Consider the following 23,510-nt stretch of genomic DNA (forward strand, 5'->3'; position numbering starts at 1 on the left):
GTCCTTCGATGAGCGAGCACCGTCGCAAACAGCCGCAGCCGCAGGGAGGCGGACGTGCCGCGGCCCGACGCGGCCAGTCCGGCTCGTCCTCCGGCCGCCGTGCGGCTCCGCGAGGCGCCACCGGATCTCTTTCCGACTCCTATGGGACGGGTTCCCAGCAGTCGGCTTCCTATGGTTCGGAAGGCGAGGAGCGTCAGTACGGCAGCCGCGCCGAAGCCCGTCGCGCGGCCCAGAGAGGCACGGGCGGTGGTCGCCGCAGAGCGGCGGAGCCTGGCCGCGCCGGCCGACGTGGGACGCCGACGGGGCGCGGACGCGCCTCCGAGCCCGGCAAGAAGCGGCTCATCGACTATCCGCGGGCGGGCAAGTACGGCGTGGCGCGCTGGGTTCCGTCCTGGAAGCTGGTCACGGGCCTGTTCATCGGCTTCATCGGAGGCTTGGTCGCGATTGCCGGTGTCGGGTACGCCCTCGTCAGCGTTCCGAACGTCGCCGAGACCGCGACATCGCAGAACAACGTCTACTACTGGTCCGACGACAGCGAGATGGTTTCGACGGGTGGCGAGACAAATCGCCAGATCGTCAACCTCGCGCAGATTCCGAAGGCGATGCAGTACGCCGTCGTCTCTCAGGAGAACAAGACCTTCTACACCGACAGCGGTATCGACCCCAAGGGCATCGCCCGCGCCGTGTTCAACATGGCCAGGGGCGGCAACACCCAGGGTGGTTCCACCATCACCCAGCAGTACGTCAAGAACGCGCGCCTGGACGACCAGTCCCAGACCGTCACCCGCAAGTTCAAGGAGATCTTCATCTCCATCAAGGTGGGTGCCACGGTCGACAAGGACGAGATCATGGCGGGCTATCTGAACTCCGCGTACTACGGACGCAACGCATACGGCATCCAGGCGGCCGCGCGCGCGTACTTCAACAAGGACGCCGTCAAGCTGAACCCTGGCGAGTGTGCCTTCCTGGCCGCCATGCTCAAGGGCGCCACTTACTACGACCCCGCCGGTGCGACGTCCATCGACCCGACAGGGGCCACGCCTGCAGCCAACCAGAGGCGGGCCCTGCGGCAGATGCAGGACACCCTGGACAAGATGGTCGAGTACGGCCACCTCAGCGCGACGGAGCGGGCCAAGTACACGACGCTTCCCAAGTGGCAGAACCCCCGGTCCAACACCCAGCTCAAGGGACAGATCGGCTACCTGGTCGACCTCGCCAAGGCATACCTGATCAACAACAAGATCGTCAGTGCCGACGCCCTCCAGCAGGGCGGCTACTCGATTTACACGACCTTCGACAAGAACAAGGTCAAGGAGCTCGAGGCGGCGGTCTCGAAGGTCCGCAAGGAGAACATCGATCCCAAGAAGCGCCCGACGAAGGACACCTACGTCCAGTTCGGCGGAGCGTCCGTGGAACCGGCCACCGGTGCTATCCGCGCCTGTTACGGCGGTGAGGACGCGACCACGCACTTCACCAACAACTGCGACTCGACCGGTGCCCAGGTCGGTTCGACGTTCAAGACCTTCGTCCTCGCCGCGGCGATGAAATGGGGCGTGCGCGATCCGGATCTGGGCGAGAGCCAGGCGCAGGACGAGCGAACGGTCGTCAACGCAAAGAGCCTGTTCAGCGGCAAGAACGATCTCAAGATCAAGAACTACGACGGCTCGATCTGGAAGAACGAGGAGGGCAAGGAGTGGCTCCAGGAGAACGACGGCAAGGAGTCCTACGGCTCTCCCCCCAAGTACCAGATCGACCTTCGTGACGCGATGCGGGAGTCGGTGAACTCCGCCTTCGTGCAGCTCGGCATGGATGTCGGCCTGGACAAGGTGAAGGAGGCGGCCATGGACGCGGGCCTCAAGGAGAACAGCCTGGCCGGCACCAACTACCCGTCCTTCTCCATCGGTATCTCCGACCCCAGCGCGATCCGCATGGCGGGCGCCTACGCCACCTTCGCGGCGAGCGGCAAGCAGAACGAGCCGTACTCCGTCGAGAAGGTCACGAACAAGGACGGCGACGTCTTCACCCACAAGGCGAAGCCTGAGCAGGCCTTCGAGAAGAAGGTCGCCGACAACGTCACCGACGTACTCAAGACCGTGGTTGACAAGGGCACGGGCACCAACGCCCAGCTGACCGGCCGTGAGGTGGCGGGCAAGACCGGTACCACCGACGGCAACAAGTCCGCCTGGTTCGTCGGCTACACCCCGCAGCTGTCCACGTCGATCACCATGTTCCGGATGGACGACAACGAGAGCAACAAGAACCGCACGTTCCTGGAGATGTACGGAACGGGTGGCCAGGAGAAGATCCACGGTGCCTCGTTCCCGTCCGAGATCTGGCACGACTACATGGAGCAGGCGCTGAAGGGGCAGAGGTCGATCGACTTCCCGACGCCGGAACCCATCGGTGAGATCGTCAACGAGGAGCCGAGCCCGACGCCTACTCCGACGCCCACGGAGAGCGAGTCGGCCACACCGACCCCCACTCCGACACCCAGCCAGACGTTCACCACTCCGACGCCCACGGCGACTGAGACCTGCCGATTCGACTGGCAGTGCAACGACACGGGCGGTACGGACACCGGTGGCACCGACGGTGGTGTGACCTCGACACCGACGGCCACATCGACGGACGCCAACGGCAACAACGGCAATGGCAATGGAGGTCTCTTCGGTGGATCGAGTGGTTAGCCGCCATATGACCCGTCGAGGGTGTTTCACGTGAAACATGGGCCGTCGCATCCACCAGGTGCGGCGGCCCTCGGCGTATTCCTAGTCTCGTACGGCAGGATGTGCGACATGCCCAGTGCTGAATCGACGCCAGCGAGCGTGCACGAGCCGGACCTAGTGCGTCCGAGCAAGGACGACGAGATCGCCCGGAACGGCAGCGAGTTCATCGGCGGCCCTCTCGGGCGACGCGCCCTGTCGGGAACCTCCTGGTGGACTCCCGTCCGGGTCATCGCGCTCGTGGCCATCGGCGTGTTCGCGCTCGGCCTGGTCCAGAAGGCGCCCTGCTATGACGGCGGCTGGTTCTTCGGGGCCAGCACCCAGTACACCCATGCGTGCTACTCGGACATCCCGCACCTCTACCAGGGGCGCGGCTTCGCCGACGGCCTGGTCCCGTACTTCGACAAACTCCCCGGCGACATGCAGTACCTCGAATACCCGGTCCTGACCGGTGTGTTCATGGAGGTCGCCGCCTGGCTCACCCCCGGCAGCGGCAGCATTCAGCACCAGGAACAGTGGTACTGGATGGTCAACGCCGGGATGCTGATGATCTGCGCGGCCATCATCGTCGTCTGCGTGAGCCGTACGCACGCCCGTCGGCCCTGGGACGGTCTACTGGTCGCCCTGGCACCCGCCTTCGCGCTGACCGCCACCATCAACTGGGACCTCCTGGCGGTCGCTCTGACGGCCTCGGCGATGCTGATGTGGGCGCGGGGCCGCTCGCTCGCCTTCGGTGTCCTCCTGGGGCTCGCCACGGCCGCCAAGCTCTATCCCGTCTTCCTGCTCGGGCCGCTGTTCGTGCTGTGCTGGCGGGCGGGCAAGTGGCGGGACTTCGGCAAGGCGCTGGGCGGTGCGGCCGTTTCCTGGCTCGTGGTGAACCTGCCGGTGATGCTTTTCGCCTTCGACGGCTGGTCGAAGTTCTACACGTTCAGTCAGGAGCGGGGCGTGGACTTCGGGTCCTTCTGGCTGATCATGGCCCAGAACTCCAGCGACCCGTTGAGCACCGACACCGTCAACACGCTTGCCACACTGTTGATGCTGCTGAGCTGCGCGGGCATCGCGGCCCTCACCCTGACCGCCCCGCGTCGGCCGCGTTTCGCCCAGCTCGCGTTCCTGATCGTTGCTGCGTTCATCCTCACCAACAAGGTCTACTCGCCCCAGTACGTGCTGTGGCTGGTGCCGCTTGCCGTGCTGGCCCGGCCGAAGTGGCGCGACTTCCTCATCTGGCAGGCGTGCGAGGTGGCGTACTTCCTGGGGATCTGGATGTACCTCGCCTACACGACCAGCGGTGACGCCCACAAGGGACTGCCGACCGACGGCTACCACTGGGCCATCGGACTGCATCTTCTGGGCACGGCGTACCTGTGCGTGATGGTCGTGCGTGACATCCTCATGCCCGAGCGGGACGTGGTGCGACGAGCCGGCGACGACGATCCCTCGGGCGGTGTGCTCGACGGCGCGGACGACGTCTTCGTCCTCGGTCCCGCAGCCCATCCGCCGCGGCACGCTGCCCACTTCGACGGACCGCAGGTGGAGTGGGGCAGCGAGCAGGAGACCACCGACCGTTCGCTCTGAGCGAACACGCCCGGGTGAGACACGCATAAGGCCGTACAGGCGGTTTCCCTGTACGGCCTTCTTGCTGCCTCTGCGACGTCTCAGCGATCGACGATGCGGTCGAACTGCGTGGTGGTGTGCCGGAGATGGGCCACCAGTTCCTCACCGACCTTCGGCTCCGGGGCGTCCGAGGGCACGAACAGGATGGAGACCTGCATGTGCGGCGGTTCGGCGAACCAGCGCTGCTTGCCGCCCCAGACGAACGGAGAAAGGTTCCGGTTGACCGTGGCCAGGCCGGCGCGGGCGACCCCCTTGGCACGCGGCATGACGCCGTGCAGGGCCTTCGGGGCCTCCAGACCCACGCCGTGCGAGGTGCCGCCCGCCACGACGACCAGGAAGCCGTCGGAGGCCGCCTTCTGCTGCCGGTAGCCGAAGCGGTCCCCCTTGGAGACGCGGGTGACGTCCAGGACCGCACCGCGGTACTCGGTGGAGTCGTGGTCCCCGAGCCACAGCCGGGTCCCGATGCGGGCGCGGAAGCGGGTCTGCGGGAACTGCTGCTGGAGCCGGGCGAGGTCCTCGGCCTTGAGGTGGCTGACGAACATGGTGTGCAGCGGCAGCCGGGCCGCGCGCAGCCGGTCCATCCAGCCGATGACCTCCTCGACGGCGTCCGAGCCGTCGGTGCGGTCCAGCGGCAGATGGATCGCGAAGCCCTCCAGACGGACGTTCTCTATGGCGGCGTGCAGCTGCGGCAGGTCCTGCTCGCTGATGCCGTGGCGCTTCATCGAGGACATCACCTCGATGACCACCCGGGCGCCCACGAGGCCGTACACACCGTCGATGGACGACACCGAGCGGATGACACGGTCGGGCAGCGGAACCGGCTCCTCGCCGCGTCGGTACGGCGTGAGCACCAGCAGGTCACCGCCGAACCAGTCCTTGATACGCGCGGCCTCGTAGGTCGTGCCGACGGCGAGGACGTCCGAGCCCAGCCGGGTCGCCTCCTCCGCCAGCCGCTCGTGCCCGAAGCCGTAGCCGTTGCCCTTGCAGACCGGGACAAGCCCGGGGAACTGCTCCTGCACGTGCTTGTGGTGCGCCCGCCAGCGCGCGGTGTCGACGTAGAGCGTGAGCGCCATGGCCGGACCCGGAACCTTTCTAGTGGCTGCGGTGTATCAGAGGTATGGAAGCAATTGAAGCGAAGAACACGACGTCAGCGGCGCGACATGTAGATGTCGAGAGCCTTGTGGAGCAGCTTGTTGAGCGGGAAGTCCCACTCTCCGAGGTACTCGGCGGCCTGGCCGCCCGTGCCCACCTTGAACTGGATCAGGCCGAAGAGGTGGTCGGTCTCGTCCAGCGAGTCGGAGATGCCGCGCAGGTCGTAGACGGTGGCGCCGAGCGCGTAGGCGTCGCGCAGCATTCGCCACTGCATCGCGTTCGAGGGCCGGACCTCGCGGCCGATGTTGTCGGAGGCGCCGTAGGAGTACCAGACATGTCCGCCGACGATCAGCATGGTCGCCGCCGACAGGTTCACACCCTCGTGCCGGGCGAAGTAGAGCCGCATCCGGTTGGGGTCCTCGGAGTTGAGGGCCGTCCACATCCGCTGGAAGTACGACAGCGGGCGGGGCCGGAAGTGGTCGCGCACCGCGGTGATCTCGTACAGCCGCTGCCACTCCTCAAGGTCCTGGTAACCGCCCTGGACGACCTCGACACCGGCTTTCTCGGCCTTCTTGATGTTGCGGCGCCACAGCTGGTTGAAGTTCTTGTGGACCTCTTCCAGAGACCGGTTCGCGAGCGGCACCTGGTAGACGTAGCGGGGCTGGACGTCGCCGAAGCCGGCCCCGCCGTCCTCGCCCTGCTGCCAGCCCATACGGCGGAGCTTGTCGGCGACCTCGAAGGCGCGCGGCTCGATGAAGTCGGCCTCGATGTCGCGCAGCCGCTTGACGTCGGGGTTCTGGATGCCCGCCTTGATGGAGGTGGCCTCCCAGCGCCGGATGATCACCGGCGGGCCCATCTTCACGGAGAACGCACCCTGGTGCTTGAGGTGGGCGAGCATCGGTTCCAGCCACTCGGTCAGATTCGGCGCGAACCAGTTGATGACCGGGCCCTCGGGCAGATAGGCGAGGTAGCGCTTGATCTTGGGCAGCTGACGGTAGAGGACGAGGCCCGCGCCGACCAGCTCGCCGGTCTTCTCGTCGAACCAGCCGAGGCTCTCGGAGCGCCATTCCGCCTTGACGTCTGCCCAGGCAGGAACCTGCATGTGGCTCGCCGAGGGCAGGCTCTGGATGTACGCCAGATGCTGCTCGCGACTGATCGTCCTCAGGGTCAGGCTCATTCGGGGCGCTCCTCGGGCTGGTGTGTCCCCATGGGTACAGGGGCTCCGGCTCTCGCGCCGAAGCCTACTGCGCCTGACGAGCGCCCCGACTGGGCGTACAGAACCTGCGCCCCGGCTCATGGGCCGCCGAGGCGTTCCGCGGTGCTTTGGGTGGTGTTGAGGGGACAGTGCCCGTGGCGTCAGTTGATGACTCCACCGAAGAGGCCGCCGTGCGCCATGCCGAGGAAGAAACCGACCGCTGCGGCGCCGAGACCGAGGACCAGTCCGAAGCGCTCACGAGTCGTCTCGGAGATCCAGTGGCCGTACGCGCCGGTGAGGATGCCCACCAGGCCGGTCCAGGAACTGAGCAGGTGCAGGTTGTGGAACATCGCCGAGACGAAAGCCGTGACGCCCAGCATCAGGGTCACCGCGAGCAGCGTGTCCTGGAGAGGGTGGGGTTTTCCGTCCGTGGCGAAAAGGCCTCCGGCGGTGTTGGGTCGCATTGCCTGTGCCATAGGGCACCTCCTGCGGAAGGCGGCGCATCGTAGCGCCATACACACCCGATGTGTACAGAGTGGCCGCCCTCGGGGCCGGATTTCAACCGGAAGCCGGTGTGCGGGTAGTCTGTACCGTCTGCACGGTGTCTGCCCATGTCACGAACGGGTCTACCGCGAGGAAGCCCCGATTGTCAGTGGCGGCCGATACCGTTGCGTACGCATCACAACCCTCCTGCCACGGAACGACCGTGGCCGTTGAGTCCAAAGGAGGTGGGTTCCACATGCGTCACTACGAGGTGATGGTCATCCTCGACCCCGATCTGGAGGAGCGCGCTGTCGCCCCCCTGATCGAGAACTTCCTCTCCGTCGTCCGTGAGGGCAACGGCAAGGTGGAGAAGGTCGACACCTGGGGCCGTCGTCGGCTCTCGTACGAGATCAAGAAGAAGCCCGAGGGCATCTACTCGGTCATCGACCTGCAGGCCGAGCCTGCGGTCGTCAAGGAGCTCGACCGCCAGCTGAACCTGAACGAGTCGGTCCTCCGGACCAAGGTCCTCCGTCCCGAGACCCACTGAGCTTCCGCTCAGCTGATCCCGGGATTCGAGTAGCAGCAACCAAGCAGCCAGAGCAGCAAACCCGCCGAGAGGTTCCCCATGGCAGGCGAGACCGTCATCACGGTCGTCGGCAATCTTGTCGATGACCCCGAGCTGCGCTTCACCCCTTCCGGTGCGGCGGTCGCGAAGTTCCGTGTCGCGTCCACCCCCCGCACCTTCGACCGTCAGACGAACGAGTGGAAGGACGGCGAGAGCCTGTTCCTGACCTGCTCGGTCTGGCGTCAGGCGGCGGAGAACGTCGCCGAGTCGCTCCAGCGAGGCATGCGCGTCATCGTGCAGGGCCGGCTGAAGCAGCGGTCCTACGAGGACCGTGAGGGCGTCAAGCGCACGGTCTACGAGCTGGACGTCGAGGAAGTCGGCGCCAGCCTGCGCAGTGCCACGGCCAAGGTCACCAAGACTGCCGGCGGTGCCGGACGTGGTGGCCAGGGCGGTTACGGCGGCGGTGGCGGTGGCGGCCAGGGTGGCGGCGGCTGGGGTGGAAACTCCGGCGGCGGCCAGCAGGGCGGCGGTGCTCCCGCGGACGACCCGTGGGCGACCGGCACTCCCGCCGGTGGCAGCCAGGGCGGCGGCGGTGGCGGCGGCTGGGGTGGAAATTCCAGCGGCGGCAGTGGCGGCGGCTACTCGGACGAGCCCCCCTTCTAGGCCTTCGGCCGAGGGGTGGGTCGTACCCACACTTCTTGATCACACAGGAGAAACACCATGGCGAAGCCGCCTGTGCGCAAGCCTAAGAAGAAGGTCTGCGCTTTCTGCAAGGACAAGGTCACGTATGTGGACTACAAGGACACGAACATGCTGCGGAAGTTCATTTCCGACCGCGGCAAGATCCGTGCCCGCCGCGTGACCGGCAACTGCACGCAGCACCAGCGTGACGTCGCCACGGCCGTCAAGAACAGCCGTGAGATGGCGCTGCTGCCCTACACCTCCACTGCGCGATAAGGGAAGGGTGACCGAGTAATGAAGATCATCCTCACCCACGAGGTCTCCGGCCTCGGCGCCGCGGGCGACGTCGTCGACGTCAAGGACGGTTACGCTCGCAACTACCTGATCCCGCGGAACTTCGCGATCCGTTGGACCAAGGGTGGCGAGAAGGACGTCGAGCAGATTCGTCGTGCTCGCAAGATCCACGAGATCCAGACCATCGAGCAGGCCAACCAGGTGAAGGCCCAGCTCGAGGGCGTCAAGGTCCGCCTGGCCGTCCGCTCCGGCGACGCCGGTCGTCTCTTCGGTTCCGTCACCCCGGCCGACATCGCTTCCGCGATCAAGGCTTCCGGTGGCCCCGAGGTCGACAAGCGCCGTATCGAGCTGGGCTCGCCGATCAAGACGCTGGGCGCCCATGAGACGTCCGTGCGTTTGCACCCCGAGGTTGCCGCCAAGGTCAACATCGAGGTCGTCGCGGCCTGATCGCTGCACTCGGCTAGGGCAGTTGTAAAAGGGGCCACACCTCCAGGGGTGTGGCCCCTTTCGCATGCCCGAAACGGTGGTGGAGCTCATGGCGTTTCACGTCAAACGTGATGGCCCGCGATGTTTCACGTGAAACGATCAGCGGGTCGCGCCCGTGACGATCCAGCGGCCCGAGCGGGTGCGCAGCCAGAGCGTCAGCATGCGGATCGCCATCATCAGCGTCATCGCCGCCCACACGGCCGTGAGACCGCCGCCCAGTTCAGGGACGAGCAGAGCGACCGGGGTGAAGACGGCCAGGGTGACCACCATGGCCCAGGCGAGGTAGGGCCCGTCGCCCGCGCCCATCAATACGCCGTCCAGAACAAAGACGACACCGCAGATCGGCTGGGAGAGAGCCACGATCACCAGGGCGGGCAGGGCGGCGTCCTTGACCGTGGGGTCACCGGTGAACAGAGGCAGGAACAGCGGTCGGGCGAGCACGACCAGGACACCTAGGGCGACGCCGACCGCGATGCCCCACTCCACCATCCGACGACACGCCTGGCGGGCTCCCTCGGTGTCATCGGCACCCAGATAGCGTCCGATGATGGCCTGCCCGGCGATGGCGATGGCGTCGAGAGCGAAGGCGAGCAAGTTCCACAGGGACAGGACGATCTGGTGGGCGGCGATGTCGGCATCGCCCAGACGAGCCGCCACGGCCGTGGCGATCATCAGGATCGCCCTCAGGGATAGCGTCCGGACCAGCAGAGGCACGCCGGCTTGGGCCGAGGCCCTGATGCCCGAGGCATCGGGCATCAGGGAGGCGCCATGTCTGTGGGCTCCGCGGACGACGACCACGAGATAGGCGGCTGCCATGCCCCACTGGGCGATGACCGTCCCCCAGGCGGAACCTGCGATGCCGAGGTCGGCGCCGTAGACGAGAGCTGCGTTGAGGACTGCGTTGGCGACGAAGCCGCCGATGGCGACGTAGAGCGGGGTCCTGGTGTCCTGCAGTCCGCGGAGCACGCCGGTCGAGGCGAGTACGACGAGCATGGCCGGGATGCCGAGGGCGGAGATCCGTAGGTAGGTCGTGGCGTAGGGGGCCGCGGTGTCGGAGGCACCGAAGAGTTCCACGATCGACGGAGCGCTGGGCAGAACGACGGCGATGACGGCGGCACCAAGCAGCAGTGCCAGCCAGATGCCGTCCATGCCCTGGCGGATGGCAGCCTGGAGATCACCGGCTCCAACGCGGCGGGCAACGGCGGCTGTAGTGGCGTAGGCGAGGAAGACGAAGACACTGACGGCCGTCGTGAGGAGAGCTGAGGCGATGCCGAGACCGGCGAGTTGGGCGGTGCCCAGATGGCCGACGATCGCGCTGTCGGCCATGACGAAGAGAGGCTCGGCGACGAGTGCGCCGAAGGCCGGGACGGCGAGTGCGACGATCTCGCGGTCGTGCTGTCGCCGGGTGGCCTTGGAGGTCGCGGACGCCTGTGTCATGTGCACCAATCTAATCGTCCACAGGTAAGAGATGCAATCAGCTTTAGACCCTTACTGGCGTTTGGGGGGTGCGTGTTGCTGTGCGTAACTCGAACTGATCTTGAGCCGACCGGGAAAGTTTTTCTTCTGCACAGCCGGTGGATGGTGAAGTCGCAGGTCAGGGCGGCTCCTTGAGGAGTAGGTGGAGCTTGTTCACAGGCCTGTCCACCGGGTCGTGCACAGGTTTTGAGCAGTTCTCCACAGCATCCGGGCCGTCGTCCACATGGCCTGTGGATAACCAGATTGGCTGACGGTGCCGACGGGCCTACGGTTGTCCGGCGCCCGCTCCGTTCGTCGGCTGGGAAACCAGCACAAAACCGACGCGCCAGAACCGGAGTTGGGCGTCTCATTTGTCAGTGCCGTGCCGTAGAAATGAGAAGCACGGCGAGGTCCGCTCGGCGGACGGGAGGAGGTGGCTCGGTGAGTATTTCCGAGCCCTTGGACGACCCGTGGGCCGACAGCGGTCCCAGTGATCGTCTGCCCTCCTCGCGTCGCCGCGGCGACGGGGGCAGGGGCCGCGGCGAGCAACACGACCGAGGCCGGGACACCGGCGATTGGGACGGCGGGGGCACCGCCTTCGAACGGGTCCCGCCCCAGGACCTGGACGCCGAGCAGTCCGTCCTCGGCGGCATGCTCCTGTCCAAGGACGCCATCGCCGACGTCGTCGAGGTCATCAAGGGCCACGACTTCTACAAGCCCGCCCACGAGACGATCTTCCAGGCGATCCTGGACGTCTACGCCAAGGGTGAGCCGGCCGACCCCATCACGATCGCCGCCGAGCTCACCAAGCGCGGCGAGATCAACAAGGTCGGCGGCGCATCGTATCTGCACACCCTCGTCCAGACCGTGCCGACGGCGGCGAACGCCGAGTACTACGCCGAGATCGTGCACGAGCGCGCTGTCCTGCGCCGTCTGGTCGAGGCGGGCACCCGTATCACCCAGATGGGATACGCGGCCGACGACGACGTCGACGAGATCGTCAACCGCGCCCAGGCCGAGGTCTACGCGGTCACCGAGCAGCGCACGAGTGAGGACTATCTGCCGCTCGGCGACATCATGGAGGGCGCGCTCGACGAGATCGAGGCGATCGGTTCACGCAGCGGCGAGATGACCGGTGTGCCCACCGGCTTCACGGACCTCGACTCGCTCACCAACGGTCTGCATCCCGGCCAGATGATCGTCATCGCGGCTCGCCCCGCCATGGGAAAGTCCACCCTCGCACTGGACTTCGCGCGCGCGGCCTCGATCAAGAACAACCTGGCAAGCGTCATCTTCTCCCTCGAGATGGGACGCAACGAGATCGCGATGCGTCTCCTGTCGGCCGAGGCGCGGGTGGCCCTGCACCACATGCGGTCGGGCACCATGACGGACGAGGACTGGACCCGACTCGCGCGCCGGATGCCCGAGGTGTCGTCCGCACCGCTCTACATCGACGACTCCCCGAACCTGTCGATGATGGAGATCCGTGCGAAGTGCAGGCGGCTGAAGCAGCGCAACGACATCAAGCTCGTGATCATCGACTATCTGCAGCTGATGCAGGCCGGTGGTTCCAAGCGCTCCGAGAGCCGTCAACAGGAGGTGTCGGACATGTCCCGTAACCTCAAGCTCCTGGCCAAGGAGCTGGAGGTCCCGGTGATCGCGCTCTCGCAGCTCAACCGTGGTCCCGAACAGCGCACGGACAAGAAGCCGATGGTGTCCGACCTGCGTGAGTCCGGCTCCATCGAGCAGGATGCCGACATGGTCATTCTGCTGCACCGCGAGGACGCCTACGAGAAGGAGTCGCCGCGCGCCGGCGAGGCCGACATCATCGTGGGCAAGCACCGTAACGGCCCCACGGCGACGATCACCGTCGCCTTCCAGGGTCACTACTCGCGCTTCGTCGACATGGCGCAGACCTGATGCCCGTGCCCGTCGCATCGTGCTCGTCACCGGGGCGCCCGGCGCGGGCAAGAGCACCCTGGCGCTGCCACTGGCGGCAGAGCTCCGCTTTCCTCTGCTGACCAAGGACCACATCGAGGAGACCCTGCACGACTCCCGCTGCCCGGAGGCCGTCCTGGAGGCGAACTTCCTGCCGCACCAGCCCGAACGCGCCCTCACCTCGATTCCCTGGCCGCGCAGGTCGTCTAGGTCCATTGCTCGTGTCCTGCGGTGGAGGCCTCCCGCCGCTACGCCGAGCGAGCGGCCACGACCCACCCGGTTTCATGTGATCCGCGAACTCCCGCCCGAGGTCCTGGCCTAGCACGCCTGCCCGATCGGCTACGGCCCCGTCATCACGGTGGACACCACCCGCCCGACCGACCCGGCTGCCGTCGCCGCCCAGGTCCGCCGAGCGTTCGACCGACAAACGACGCACCCGTGAGACGGACTGTCCACCGTCCGAACGGTCCGCAGGGCTAAAGAAGTCGACGTCAGAGTCCTCCACGGGTTGGACTGGGGGCATGACGACACCTCAGGAAGAACTGCTTCCCGGCACACGCCGGGCGCTGCTGCACCGGATCGCCGTGGCCCAGACCGAGGGCCGGGCCCCGTCGTTGGTGGCAGCGGTCGTGCGGGGCGGACGGACCGTGTGGCACGGTGCGCGTACCTCGGTGGACGGGCACGGCCCGGACGAGAACGTGCAGTACCGCATCGGGTCGATCACCAAGACCTTCACTGCCGTCCTCGTCCTGCGGCTGCGTGATGAGGGGCTCCTCGACCTCGGTGACCCGTTGGAGAAGTATGTGCCCGGCACCGGGGCGGGGGAGGCCACCGTCGCCGAACTGCTGGCCCACACCAGTGGATTGGCGGCGGAGTCTCCCGCCCCCTGGTGGGAACGCACGTCCGGATCTCTGCGTCCCGAACTCAGCGATGTGCTGGGGGAGCAGCCCTTCCTGCATCCGGTCGGGCGGCGCTTCCACTACTCGAACCCCGGTTACACCCTGCTGGGAGCACTGATCGAGAAGCTGCGCGGAGCACCGTGGGAGGAGACGCTCCGGCGTGAAGTGCTCGTGCCTCTGAGCCTCAGCCGTACGAGCATCCGCCCGGAAGCGCCGCATGCGGGCGGCTGGGCGGTACACCCGTGGGCCGATGTCATGCTGCCCGAGCCCTCCGAAGACCTCGGGCGGATGGCTTCTGCCGGTCAACTCTGGTCCACCACCGCAGACTTGGCCCGCTTCGCCGTCTTCCTGACGAACGGCGATGACCGGGTGCTGAGTGCGGAGACTGTGCGGGAGATGCGTACGTCCGCGGCACCGGCCGGGGACGGAGACCTGGCCGACGGTTCCGCATACGGACTCGGGCTTCAGATCCAGCATCGCGACGGCCGGCTGCTCGTAGGCCATTCGGGTTCCCTGCCGGGGTTCCTTGCGAATCTGACGATCGGTGTGTCGGACGACGTTGCCGCGGTCGTGCTGGCCAACTGCACCTCCGGACCCATGCTGTCCGCCGTAGGGGCCGATCTGGTACGGATCGTTGCCGAGGCCGAGCCCAGGATTCCCGAGCCGTGGCGGCCGTTTCGTGAATCCGACTCTCCCGCGCTGGAGTTGGCGGGGCAGTGGTATTGGGGGACGAACGGATTCGCTCTGCGGCTGACGGCGGACGGACTCGCCTCGCTGGAACCCCTGTCGGGTGCAGGCCGCCGCTCGCGGTTCAGGGCCAACGGTGACGGCACCTGGACTGGGCTGGAGGGTTACTTCCAGGGGGAGCTCTTGAAGGCCGTACGGAGGTCCGACGGATCCGTGGACCATCTTGACCTGGGCTCGTTCGTGTTCACTCGGCAGCCGTACGAGGAAGGGGCTTCCGTGCCAGGCGGAGTGGATCCTGAGGGTTGGCGGGGCATCGGCTAGAGGCCCTAGCTCGATCGGCTGATGAGCGCGCTGTTTCACGTGAAACAGCGCGCTCGGTGTGCCACGGGGGAGGTTCTGCAGATCTACAAAGCCAGCTTGAAGCCCACATGTGAGGCCGTGAAGCCGAGCCGTTCGTAGAAGCGGTGGGCGTCCGCGCGGGTGTTGTCGGACGTCAGTTGCACCAACTGGCAGTTTTGCTGCCGAGATTCCTCAATAGCCCACTCGATGAGCCGAGTTCCGAGGCCGCCGCCGCGCTCGTCGGCGTGGATGCGCACCCCCTCGATGATCGACCTGGTGGCGCCGCGCCGGGACAGTCCAGGAATGATCGTGAGTTGAAGCGTTCCGACCACCCGATCCCCCCGCGTGGCGACGACCAGATGCTGGTTCGGGTCGGAGGAGAGGCGTTCCAGTGCGTCGAGGTAGGGGGCCAAATCGTGCGGTGATTCGCGTTGGGCGCCCAGGGGGTCGTCGGCGAGCATGGCGACGATCGCGGAGACGTCGTCCTTCGTGGCTGGCCGAATTTCAAGATCTCCCATGGCAGCACCCTATGCGGGTTCCTCGGCGCGGGCACTGCTGGTGGTCGGAGGACTTCCAGAGTCCCTACGAGGGGAGCGAGTTCGGGACCCGGGCGTCTTCGGTCAGGGCTTCGGAAGGGCTTGCTGAGTAAGCCGGGGCAGCTTCCGGTTGCCTATATAGCGCGTATGCAATTATTGTGTACGCTTGAAGCAAGCTCCTGCAAGCATCTCGGAAGGTGTCACCCTCCATGCCGCTCGCGCTTCTGGCTCTCGCGATCGGGGCCTTCGGAATCGGAACGACCGAGTTCGTGATCATGGGACTGCTGCCCGAGGTTGCGGATGACTTCGGGGTCTCCATTCCCACAGCCGGTTTCCTGGTGACCGGCTACGCGCTGGGTGTCATGCTCGGCGCCCCGCTGATGACCGCCCTCGGCACGAGGATCTCCCGCAAGCGAATGCTGATGCTGCTGATGGGACTGTTCATCCTCGGCAACCTGCTCTCCGCCCTCGCCCCCACCTTCACCGTCATGCTGATCGGTCGCGTGGTCGCCTCACTCGCCCACGGAGCCTTCTTCGGCATCGGCTCGGTCGTCGCCGCCGACATGGTCGCCCCGGGCAGAAAGGCCGGAGCCATCGCAATGATGTTCACCGGCCTGACCGTCGCCAATGTCGTCGGCGTCCCGCTCGGCACCCTGATCGGCCAGACCGCAGGTTGGCGTCTCACCTTCACGGTCGTCGCCGCCCTCGGCGTCCTCGGCCTGGCAGGCATCGCCAGGCTGGTCCCCGCCATGCCTCGGCCCGAGGGCGTGCGCCTGCGTGACGAACTGGCCGCCTTCAAGAATGCCCAGGTGCTGCTCGCCATGGCGATGACCGTCCTCGGCTTCGGCGGTGTGTTCGCCGCCATCACCTACATCGCCCCGATGATGACCCACGTGGCCGGCTTCGCCGACGGCTCGGTGACCTGGCTGCTGGTCCTCTTCGGACTCGGCATGGTCGGCGGCAACCTCGTCGGCGGCAGGTACGCCGACCGCGCGCTGATGCCGATGCTGTACGTCTCCCTGGGTGCCCTGGCCGTCGTGCTCGCATTCTTCACGCTGACCGCGCACAACAAGGTCCTGGCCGGCGTCACCATCGCGCTCATCGGTGCCCTGGGATTCGCCGCCGTGCCGCCGCTGCAGAAGAGGGTCCTCGACCAGGCGCACGACGCCCCCACGCTCGCTTCGGCCGTCAACATTGGTGCCTTCAACCTCGGCAATGCCCTGTCCGCCTGGCTCGGCGGCTTGGTCATCTCGGCCGGCTTCGGCTACACCGCCCCCAACTGGGTGGGTGCCGCCCTGGCCGGGGCGGCTCTCCTCCTCGCATTGCTCTCAGCTGCCCTGGAGCGCCGCGACAGCGCTCACAGCACCGTGGTCGCAGGAGCCACGCCGGCCCGGCAACGGACCGCCGTCCACCGCTGAGGGGCCTGCGACCGCCTCGACACCACGACGGTGTGTCTCAGACCGCCGCCACGGTCAGCGGAGCGAACCGTCGGCTCCAGTCGCCCGGCAGCTCCGAAAGTCCGTACGTCATGACCGAGTTGAAGGCGACCGATGCCAGGCCGTGTTCCTTGGCCCACGCCCGCAGCTCTTCGTGCCGTACGTCGATGTCGGTACGCAGCGGGCGGTCGGTACCGGCGGCGAGCGACGCGAGGAGTGACTGTGCCGTCCGCGTGTCGCGGGCGACCAGCGGACCCACGACATGAGTGTGCATGTTGGGCCAGGCGGCCGCGTATCCGATGATCCGGCCGTCCTCCTCGGCGACACGCAACTGATCGGCGAAGGCGGGCAGTCGGGTAATCAGATGCGTGCGGTCCGTGCCGAGCACTTCCTCGTCGAGCCGGAGGATTGCGGCGAGGTCCTCGGCAGTGGCCGGGCGCGTGCTCACTGCGGGTGCAGGGCCGCCCGGAGTGAAGTGGCCCCGCAGCATCTCCGCCCGGCCGGAGATCTTGAACCCCAGTTCCTCGTAGAGCGGACGGCCGTAAGGCGTTGCGTGCAGAGTCAGTGGGGTGGTGCCCATCACGGAGAGGACATGATCCATGAGTCGGCGCCCGATGCCCTGACGGGAATGCCGTTCGGCGACCAGTACCATTCCGATCGCTCCCAGGTCGGGCTGGCCGTACGGGCCGTACTCCGTGACCACGCAGGCGGTGACAAGACCTCCGTCGGGGTCGTCGATGCCGTAGCCCTTGCCGGCCGCGAGGAGGAGGCCCCACTTGTGCTCCTCGCGCGGCCACCCCCGGTCCTCGGACAAGTCGGCGCAGGCGGTGAGATCGCGAAGCGTCAGACGGCGGATGGGGAGGGCTGCGAGAGAAGGAGTCGGCACGCAGGTCAGGCTGTCCGACGGGTGGCCTCGGCGTCCACCTGTTTCCCGGTGCACGTACGAGCTTTTGGCCATGTCGTAGCCAAGCGCACAGCATGTGATCAGATGCGGGGTGTTTCACGTGAAACATCGGAGAACGGCGACCGTCCGACGATCGACGCAAGCAGGTGGGACGTCTCGCCGCACGCATGGTCATTAATCTCAGGGGCATGGCGAGACTTCATCTCTTCGACCTCGACGGCACTTTGCTCCACGGAACCAGCGCACCCGTGGAGCTCTCCCGGCAACTCGGCCTGGAGGCCGAGACCGTGGCGCTCGACCAGGCGATCGGAGCAGGGCTGATATCTCCGCCCGAGTATGCGCAGCAGGTGCATGCGCTGTGGGCGGCCCTGACCGAGGCGCACGTCGTCGCGGCATTCGAAGGCGCTCCATGGCTGGCCCGGATCCGTGACGTCTGGTCGGAGATCAGGGACCGGGGCGACTACTGCGCGGTGGTATCTCTCTCGCCGTCCTTCTTTGTGGAGCGGCTGATCGGCTGGGGAGCTCATGCCGCATATGGGTCCCGCTTTCCGGCCGTCCCCTTCACTGAGCCCGTAGATCCGGCCGGAGTGCTCAGTGCCGCCGCCAAGGTGTTGATTGCGGACCGGCTGTGCGAGCAGTTCGGAGTGACACGGGCGGACTGTATTGCCTATGGCGATTCAGCCTCGGACAAGGACCTGTTCGGTGCCGTTCCGATCTCCGTGGCGGTCAATGCGGACCATCATCTGTCCGATATCTCGACCCACTCCTACACGGGCATGAATCTGTGGGAAGCCTATGAATTGGTGCGCCACGCCCGGTAATTGAGGCGATTCGCGGTTCGCCCCGCGAACACCTTGCGATCAATGCGTGGAGGCGGGGAGGGGCTTGTGTGCGGACCCGCGGCCGGTAGGGTCGACTCCGGTTCCTGTCCGCACAGGGGTGCCACCGCTTCGGCGCGGGCTCAGAGCAGGGCAATGCAGCCTAACGGGACGGAGAGATCGAAGACCCGTATTTGTGGTTATGCGGCCACGACATCCGTACGCGGTGGGACTCTGCCGTGAGTGCTGCGGCTAATGTCACACTCTCGCCTACTTGTCCGTACGGACTGCGAATGCGGGTTGAATGTGGCCGCGGTGGCCGTGACGCCGAGCGGGGAAAGCAAGCCGTCTGCGGGGGAAGCAGGCATCTTCCGACCGAGGAAGTGCGCAGACCGACCGAAAGATGTTCGAGGCGAGGCACACCATGGACGCTCCGACCACCACGTCGGCCGACAACGGCACTTCTGGGGGCGGGGGCGGCTGGTTCGCTCCACGCACACAGCCGATGGCAGGGGCCGCGACGGACGTGGAACCCGACCCGTCGCACCAGAAGGCGGGGCCGTCCGACGGGGAGCCTGACCGCGAGACGAAGACTCCTGGCGGAGAGCCGACGGCTTCGGCCGACGAGAAACCCGGCGGAGAGTGGGCGGCTCCAGTCGGCGGGACGGCCACCGAAGGGATACCGGTCGGCGAGCAGCTCCAGAAACTGCCGGATGACACGCCGGCCCCGGCGCAGATACCTCAGACGCCATCAGGTGCCCCCGCGCAGCATCTGACAGTGCCGGACACCCTCTCCGCCAGCCCTCGCGTCCCCGTCCAGCCCACCACGGCCGCAGGCCTCACCTCCCCGCAGTTCCCGGGGCTGCTCCCGAGAGACCAGCCCCCCTCCCCGGACGCCGTCCTCATCCGCCGGACCATGGCCGAGGTCGCCCCTGTGGCCGACAAGGTCACGTCGTACTTCTACGCGTTGCTCTTCGTACGCCATCCCGAACTGCGCCCGCTGTTCCCCGCAGCGATGGACGCCCAGCGGGACCGCCTCCTCAAAGCGCTGCTGACTGCCGCCGAGCACATCGACAACACTCCGGTGCTGGTCGACTACCTGCAGAACCTGGGCCGCGGCCACCGCAAGTACGGCACCCGGCCCGAGCACTACCCGGCGGTCGGTGAGTGCCTCATCGGCGCGCTGAACAAGTACGCCTCCGGCGTCTGGGACGCGGAGACGGAAGCGGCCTGGGTCCGGACGTACACGACGATCTCGCAGGTGATGATCGACGCGGCGGCCGCGGACGAACTTAGCGCGCCGGCCTGGTGGTTCGCGGAGGTCGTGTCGCACGACCTGAGGACCCCGGACGTCGCGGTCGTCACCGTGCGGCCCGACCAGCCCTACCCGTTCCTCGCGGGCCAGTACACGAGCCTGGAGACACCCTGGTGGCCGCGCATATGGCGGCACTACTCCTTCGCTTCGGCTCCCCGCTCCGACGGCCTGCTGTCATTCCATGTGAAAGCCGTACCCGCCGGCTGGGTCTCGGGCGCCCTGGTGAACCGCGCGAGGCCCGGCGACATCATCCGGCTCGGCCCGCCGGCCGGGTCGATGACGGTGGACCACACCACCGACAGCGGACTGCTGTGTCTGGGCGGAGGCACCGGCATAGCTCCGATCAAGGCGCTGGTCGAGGATGTCGCCGAGCGCGGTGAACGACGGTCGGTCGAGGTGTTCTACGGCGCCCGCACCGACAACGACCTGTACGACATCGACACCATGCTCAGGCTCCAGCAGTCCCACCCCTGGCTGTCGGTCCGCGCGGTCGTCGACCGGCGGGACCACCTCCACCTCCCGGACGCCGTCCGCGAGTACGGCCCTTGGCACGAGTACGACGCCTACCTCTCCGGCCCGCCCGGGATGATCCGCAGCGGGGTGGACACGCTCACGTCCATCGGGATCCCGTCGGAACGCATACGGCATGACTCCGTGGAGGAACTCGTCCTGACGCAGTGACCCGGCGAGGGATCAGCCCAGGTCCGGTGCGTGCATGGCCCGTACACCCTCGATGTTGCCGTCCAGATAGTGCCGCAGGGAGAGCGGGACGAGGTGGACGGAGGCGATCCCGACGCGGGTGAACGGCACCCGTACGATCTCGTACTCCCCGATGGGCTCGTCCACTTCAGGGCCGTGCCGGAGCGAGGGGTCCATTGACTCCAGGTGGCAGACGAAGAAGTGCTGCACCTTCACTCCGGTCGCGCTGCCACCGTCGCCGATGTGCTCGACGGTGTCCACGAAGCAGGGCACCACGTCGGTGACCTTGGCGCCGAGTTCCTCATACACCTCGCGGTGCAGGGCGTCGACGACGGTCGTGTCCGTCGGCTCGACTCCACCGCCGGGAGTCAGCCAGTAGGGATCCATGCCAGGCTTGGTGCGCTTGATCAGGATCAGGTCGTCACCGTCGAGCAGGACGGCACGGGCGGTGCGCTTGACCACGGGTCGGACGGTCATGGGGGGAATGTGGCCCGGATGGTTCCACGTGAAACATCGCGAATTGTCACCGGCCGGGCTCGCTGGGTGAACAGCGAGAAATCCCTGCTCAGCACCAGTCGGCAGCCGCCCGCAGCAACCACTCGTGCGCCCGCGCGATGTGCGGCATGGCCAGTGTCCCGGTGCGCACCACCAGGAAGTAGGTCCGCAGCGGCGGCACAGCAGGCTCGTTCAGAGCCATGACGTCACCGCGCTCCAGGGCGTCCGCGCACAGATAGCGGGGCAGGACCGCGAGCCCGGCGCCCGCCACCACACAGGCGAGGACCGCGCGCAGATCGGGCGCGATGACGGTGCCGGGAGCGGCCGGACGGCAGTCGAAGACGGAGGCCCAGTAGCGGGAGACGAAGGGCAGCGACTCGTGGACCTCGACCACGGGGACGTTCTCCAGCGTCGGCGCTCGCTTGGCCGCGGGGACGGTCTCGACGGGGTCCTGCAAAACGATCTGCTCGGCCCAGCCTGGAGCCGCGACCAGGACGTGCTCTTCGTCGCAGAGCGTGCTGGCCGTGAGCAGGGCGCCCCGTGGACGCGCCGTGCAGATGGCCAGATCGTGATGCCCGGCGGCCAGTCCCTCCAGGGTTTCCTCGGCGTTGCCGAAGGAGGCGCGCAGGGCGAAGCCCTGGCCGTCCTCGCCGGTCAGCTCGGTGAGCGCGGGCAGCGCACGCTCGGCGGTGAACTCGGGAGGCCCTGCGAGATGCAGCGTGCGCAGGGAGGACTCGTCGTCGAGGCCGGTCTCGGTGATCTCCACCAGGGCGTCGAGGTGTGGGGCGGCTTTGTGGGCGAGTTCGTCGCCGATGGTCGTCGGGGTCACCCCGCGGGCCTGTCGTAGGAACAGAGGACGGCCCAACTGCCGTTCCAGCGTGCGGATCTGCGAGGTGACGGCCGGCTGGGACAGGCCGAGCAGGGCGGCCGCGCGGGTGAAGGAACCGGCCCGGTGCACCGTCACAAAGGTGCGCAGCAAGGCCAGATCCATGGCGACGCCCCCCTTTCCTGCCCTTCTCCCGGCCCGGGGCAGGGGGCCAACTATAAATATGTCGATAGGCCTCTGTCGCTACTGTGATTGGACACTGACAGAGAGTCAACTAGCCTTGTTCGCGCGGTTCTTCGCGCGCGGAACCGGGGCGGTCCGAGCCACGAGGGGGGAGGCTCGGACCGTCCGTTGTACGTAGCCGGACCTGGTCGGCGTCCGTAAAACCGCTGCTGAAACGGTCAGTCGGCGGACTCGTCCAGCGCACGCAGCACATCCGCCACCAGGTCCTCGGGGTCCTCGGCGCCGACCGAGAAGCGGATGAAGCCCTCCGGCACGTCGTCCCCGCCCCAGCGCCGACGCCGTTCGGCCGTGGAACGCACCCCACCGAAGCTCGTCGCGTCGTCCACGAGCCGCAGCGCATCGAGGAAACGGTCGGCACGCGCGCGCGTGGGCAGCGTGAAGGAGACCACGCACCCATAGCGCCGCATCTGCTGCGACGCGATCTTGTGCGAGGGGTCGTCGGGTAGCCCCGGGTACCGCAGACCGGTGATCTCGGGACGCTCCCCCAGCGCCTGCGCGAGCACGAGCGCACTCGCGTTCTGCCGGTCGACCCGCATCTGGAGCGTGGCGATCGAGCGATGCGCGAGCCAGGCCTCCATCGGGCCCGCGATCGCCCCGCCGATCTTCCGCCAGCGGCGTACGGCCGTCATGGCCTCGCCCTCGCGGCCGGTGACGTACCCCAGGAGCACGTCTCCGTGCCCCGTGAGCTGCTTGGTGCCACTTGCCACGGAGAAGTCCGCGCCGAGCTCCAGCGGCCGCTGCCCGAGCGGCGTGGCGAGCGTGTTGTCGACGGCGACGAGCGTCCCACGCGCGTGTGCCGCCTCGACGAGCCGGCGGATGTCGCACACGTCGAGCCCGGGGTTGGACGGGCTCTCGATCCACAGCAGCTTCGCGCCGTCGAGGACGTCGAGCTGGGCGTCGCCGCCGGTCGGGGCGGTGCGCACCTCGATGCCGTACGCCTCCAGCTGGGCACGTACAAGGGGCAGCACCTGGTAGCCGTCGGCAGGCAGGACGACGGTGTCCCCCGCGCGCAGCTGGGAGAAGAGCACGGCGGAGATGGCGCCCATGCCTGAGGCGAAGACGAGCGTCTCCACGTCGTGCTGCCCGGGCGCCTCCAGCTCGGCGATGGCGCTCTCCAGCAGGCTCCAGGTGGGGTTCGTGTCGCGGCCGTAGGTGTACGGCCCCTCGACCTCGCCCGGCAGATGGAAGTGCGCGGCGAACGACGGACCGGGCAGGGTCGGTTCGTTCTTCACCGCCTCGGGCAGTCCGGCCCGCACCGCGCGTGTGCCCTCCCCGTTGTCCGCGGTCCTGTCACTCATGCCACCCGTCCTTCCGTCTGCTCGCGCACCTCGGCGAGCAGACCCTCGCTTGCCGCCTCCACCATCTCAAGGCACTCCTCGAAGCCGTCCCGCCCTCCGTAGTACGGGTCCGGGACATCGAGGTCGTCCCCCGCGGCAGGGTCGTACGAACGCAGCAGCCGTACCTTCCCGGCGTCCTCAGGGGTGGGCGCGAGGCGCCGCAGGGCCTTGAGGTGGCCGGCGTCGAGGGCGATGACGAGGTCGAGACGGGAGAACCAGGACGGCTGGAACTGTCGGGCCGTATGGGCGCCGTCGTAGCCGTGCTCCTCCAGGACGGACACGGTGCGCGGGTCCGCGCCGTCGCCCTCGTGCCAGCCGCCCGTGCCGGCGCTGTCGACCTCGACCAGGCCGTCCAGGCCGGCCTCGGCTATCCGGGCGCGGAAGACCGACTCCGCCATCGGCGAACGGCAGATGTTGCCGGTGCAGACGAAGCAGACACGGTAGCTCATG

22 protein-coding genes are annotated in these 23,510 nt (G+C 67.5%); 12 read left to right on the top strand and 10 right to left on the bottom strand.

All coding sequences use genetic code 11. The features are described from left to right. Positions 1-8 precede the first annotated feature (8 nt). Together AB0D34_RS03930 and AB0D34_RS03935 are read left to right on the top strand one after the other, a co-directional pair. Positions 9-2,687 (top strand): transglycosylase domain-containing protein, encoded by a 2,679-nt coding sequence (locus tag AB0D34_RS03930; protein ID WP_362656016.1) that lies wholly within the window; start codon positions 9-11, stop codon positions 2,685-2,687. Between the two features lie 108 nt (positions 2,688-2,795). After that, positions 2,796-4,298, top strand: a complete 1,503-nt coding sequence (locus AB0D34_RS03935; RefSeq protein WP_362656019.1) for a glycosyltransferase 87 family protein — start codon at positions 2,796-2,798, stop codon at positions 4,296-4,298. An 80-nt stretch (positions 4,299-4,378) separates the two neighbouring features. Here the strand turns inward: AB0D34_RS03935 and AB0D34_RS03940 are convergent, their stop codons facing one another. From AB0D34_RS03940 to AB0D34_RS03950, 3 genes are all read right to left on the bottom strand, one after another. Beyond that, on the bottom strand, positions 4,379-5,410 hold the full coding sequence (locus AB0D34_RS03940; protein WP_053846236.1) for an alanine racemase: 1,032 nt from the start codon (positions 5,408-5,410) through the stop codon (positions 4,379-4,381). Between the two features lie 74 nt (positions 5,411-5,484). Then, positions 5,485-6,606 (bottom strand): peptidoglycan bridge formation glycyltransferase FemX, encoded by a 1,122-nt coding sequence (gene femX, locus AB0D34_RS03945; protein ID WP_123990363.1) that lies wholly within the window; start codon positions 6,604-6,606, stop codon positions 5,485-5,487. A gap of 179 nt (positions 6,607-6,785) precedes the next feature. Continuing rightward, positions 6,786-7,100 carry a hypothetical protein gene (locus AB0D34_RS03950; RefSeq protein WP_362656022.1) on the bottom strand — a complete coding sequence of 105 codons (315 nt, stop codon included), beginning with the start codon at positions 7,098-7,100 and terminating at the stop codon, positions 6,786-6,788. Between the two features lie 263 nt (positions 7,101-7,363). On the opposite strand from AB0D34_RS03950, the gene rpsF reads away from it, so the two are divergent. From rpsF to rplI, 4 genes are all read left to right on the top strand, one after another. Further along, positions 7,364-7,654, top strand: coding sequence for a 30S ribosomal protein S6 (gene rpsF / locus AB0D34_RS03955; protein WP_007383258.1), 291 nt, complete (start codon positions 7,364-7,366; stop codon positions 7,652-7,654). Between the two features lie 78 nt (positions 7,655-7,732). After that, entirely contained in the window at positions 7,733-8,335 is a 603-nt protein-coding gene (locus tag AB0D34_RS03960; protein WP_362656025.1) for a single-stranded DNA-binding protein, read from the top strand. 57 nt (positions 8,336-8,392) lie between these two features. After that, on the top strand, positions 8,393-8,629 hold the full coding sequence (gene rpsR, locus AB0D34_RS03965) for a 30S ribosomal protein S18 (RefSeq protein WP_003949403.1): 237 nt from the start codon (positions 8,393-8,395) through the stop codon (positions 8,627-8,629). 18 nt (positions 8,630-8,647) lie between these two features. Continuing rightward, entirely contained in the window at positions 8,648-9,094 is a 447-nt protein-coding gene (gene rplI, locus AB0D34_RS03970; protein ID WP_020134131.1) for a 50S ribosomal protein L9, read from the top strand. Between the two features lie 138 nt (positions 9,095-9,232). Here the strand turns inward: rplI and AB0D34_RS03975 are convergent, their stop codons facing one another. Continuing rightward, a complete protein-coding gene (locus AB0D34_RS03975) occupies positions 9,233-10,570 on the bottom strand; it encodes an MATE family efflux transporter (protein ID WP_362656028.1) in 1,338 nt (445 codons plus the stop codon). A gap of 459 nt (positions 10,571-11,029) precedes the next feature. On the opposite strand from AB0D34_RS03975, the gene dnaB reads away from it, so the two are divergent. The 3 genes from dnaB (at position 11,030) to AB0D34_RS03990 (ending at position 14,433) form a co-directional block, all read left to right on the top strand. Next, positions 11,030-12,508, top strand: coding sequence for a replicative DNA helicase (gene dnaB / locus AB0D34_RS03980; RefSeq protein ID WP_362656031.1), 1,479 nt, complete (start codon positions 11,030-11,032; stop codon positions 12,506-12,508). A gap of 19 nt (positions 12,509-12,527) precedes the next feature. After that, positions 12,528-12,848, top strand: coding sequence for a hypothetical protein (locus tag AB0D34_RS03985; RefSeq protein ID WP_362656033.1), 321 nt, complete (start codon positions 12,528-12,530; stop codon positions 12,846-12,848). A 199-nt stretch (positions 12,849-13,047) separates the two neighbouring features. After that, the gene (locus AB0D34_RS03990) at positions 13,048-14,433 is read left to right on the top strand and encodes a serine hydrolase domain-containing protein (protein ID WP_362656036.1); all 1,386 of its coding nucleotides are present in this window, start codon (positions 13,048-13,050) and stop codon (positions 14,431-14,433) included. A gap of 83 nt (positions 14,434-14,516) precedes the next feature. Here AB0D34_RS03990 and AB0D34_RS03995 read toward each other — a convergent pair whose 3' ends face one another. Further along, positions 14,517-14,969: a GNAT family N-acetyltransferase gene (locus AB0D34_RS03995; protein WP_362656039.1), complete on the bottom strand. Its 453-nt coding sequence runs from the start codon at positions 14,967-14,969 to the stop codon at positions 14,517-14,519. Positions 14,970-15,196: 227 nt separating this feature from the next. Here AB0D34_RS03995 and AB0D34_RS04000 point away from each other — a divergent pair, with 227 nt between their 5' ends. Then, the gene (locus tag AB0D34_RS04000) at positions 15,197-16,405 is read left to right on the top strand and encodes an MFS transporter (RefSeq protein WP_362656041.1); all 1,209 of its coding nucleotides are present in this window, start codon (positions 15,197-15,199) and stop codon (positions 16,403-16,405) included. A gap of 37 nt (positions 16,406-16,442) precedes the next feature. On the opposite strand, the gene AB0D34_RS04005 is transcribed toward AB0D34_RS04000, so the two are convergent. Further along, the gene (locus AB0D34_RS04005; RefSeq protein ID WP_362656044.1) at positions 16,443-17,309 is read right to left on the bottom strand and encodes a GNAT family N-acetyltransferase; all 867 of its coding nucleotides are present in this window, start codon (positions 17,307-17,309) and stop codon (positions 16,443-16,445) included. Positions 17,310-17,515: 206 nt separating this feature from the next. Here AB0D34_RS04005 and AB0D34_RS04010 point away from each other — a divergent pair, with 206 nt between their 5' ends. Both AB0D34_RS04010 and AB0D34_RS04015 read left to right on the top strand, forming a co-directional pair. Beyond that, on the top strand, positions 17,516-18,148 hold the full coding sequence (locus AB0D34_RS04010; RefSeq protein ID WP_362656047.1) for an HAD-IB family phosphatase: 633 nt from the start codon (positions 17,516-17,518) through the stop codon (positions 18,146-18,148). Between the two features lie 421 nt (positions 18,149-18,569). Next, entirely contained in the window at positions 18,570-20,141 is a 1,572-nt protein-coding gene (locus AB0D34_RS04015; protein ID WP_362656049.1) for a globin domain-containing protein, read from the top strand. A 12-nt stretch (positions 20,142-20,153) separates the two neighbouring features. Here AB0D34_RS04015 and AB0D34_RS04020 read toward each other — a convergent pair whose 3' ends face one another. From AB0D34_RS04020 to AB0D34_RS04035, 4 genes are all read right to left on the bottom strand, one after another. Beyond that, the gene (locus AB0D34_RS04020; RefSeq protein ID WP_362656052.1) at positions 20,154-20,636 is read right to left on the bottom strand and encodes an NUDIX hydrolase; all 483 of its coding nucleotides are present in this window, start codon (positions 20,634-20,636) and stop codon (positions 20,154-20,156) included. 88 nt (positions 20,637-20,724) lie between these two features. Continuing rightward, positions 20,725-21,645: a LysR family transcriptional regulator gene (locus tag AB0D34_RS04025; protein ID WP_362656055.1), complete on the bottom strand. Its 921-nt coding sequence runs from the start codon at positions 21,643-21,645 to the stop codon at positions 20,725-20,727. Positions 21,646-21,881: 236 nt separating this feature from the next. Then, complete coding sequence (locus tag AB0D34_RS04030; protein WP_362656058.1) at positions 21,882-23,021, bottom strand: cystathionine gamma-lyase; 1,140 nt, start codon at positions 23,019-23,021, stop codon at positions 21,882-21,884. Next, on the bottom strand, positions 23,018-23,509 hold the full coding sequence (locus AB0D34_RS04035; RefSeq protein ID WP_362656061.1) for a low molecular weight protein-tyrosine-phosphatase: 492 nt from the start codon (positions 23,507-23,509) through the stop codon (positions 23,018-23,020). Before AB0D34_RS04035 ends, AB0D34_RS04030 begins: the two co-directional genes overlap by 4 nt. Between the last annotated feature and the right edge of the window lies 1 nt (position 23,510).

The organism is Streptomyces sp. NPDC048420 (assembly GCF_040651535.1).
Taxonomy (GTDB): domain Bacteria; phylum Actinomycetota; class Actinomycetes; order Streptomycetales; family Streptomycetaceae; genus Streptomyces.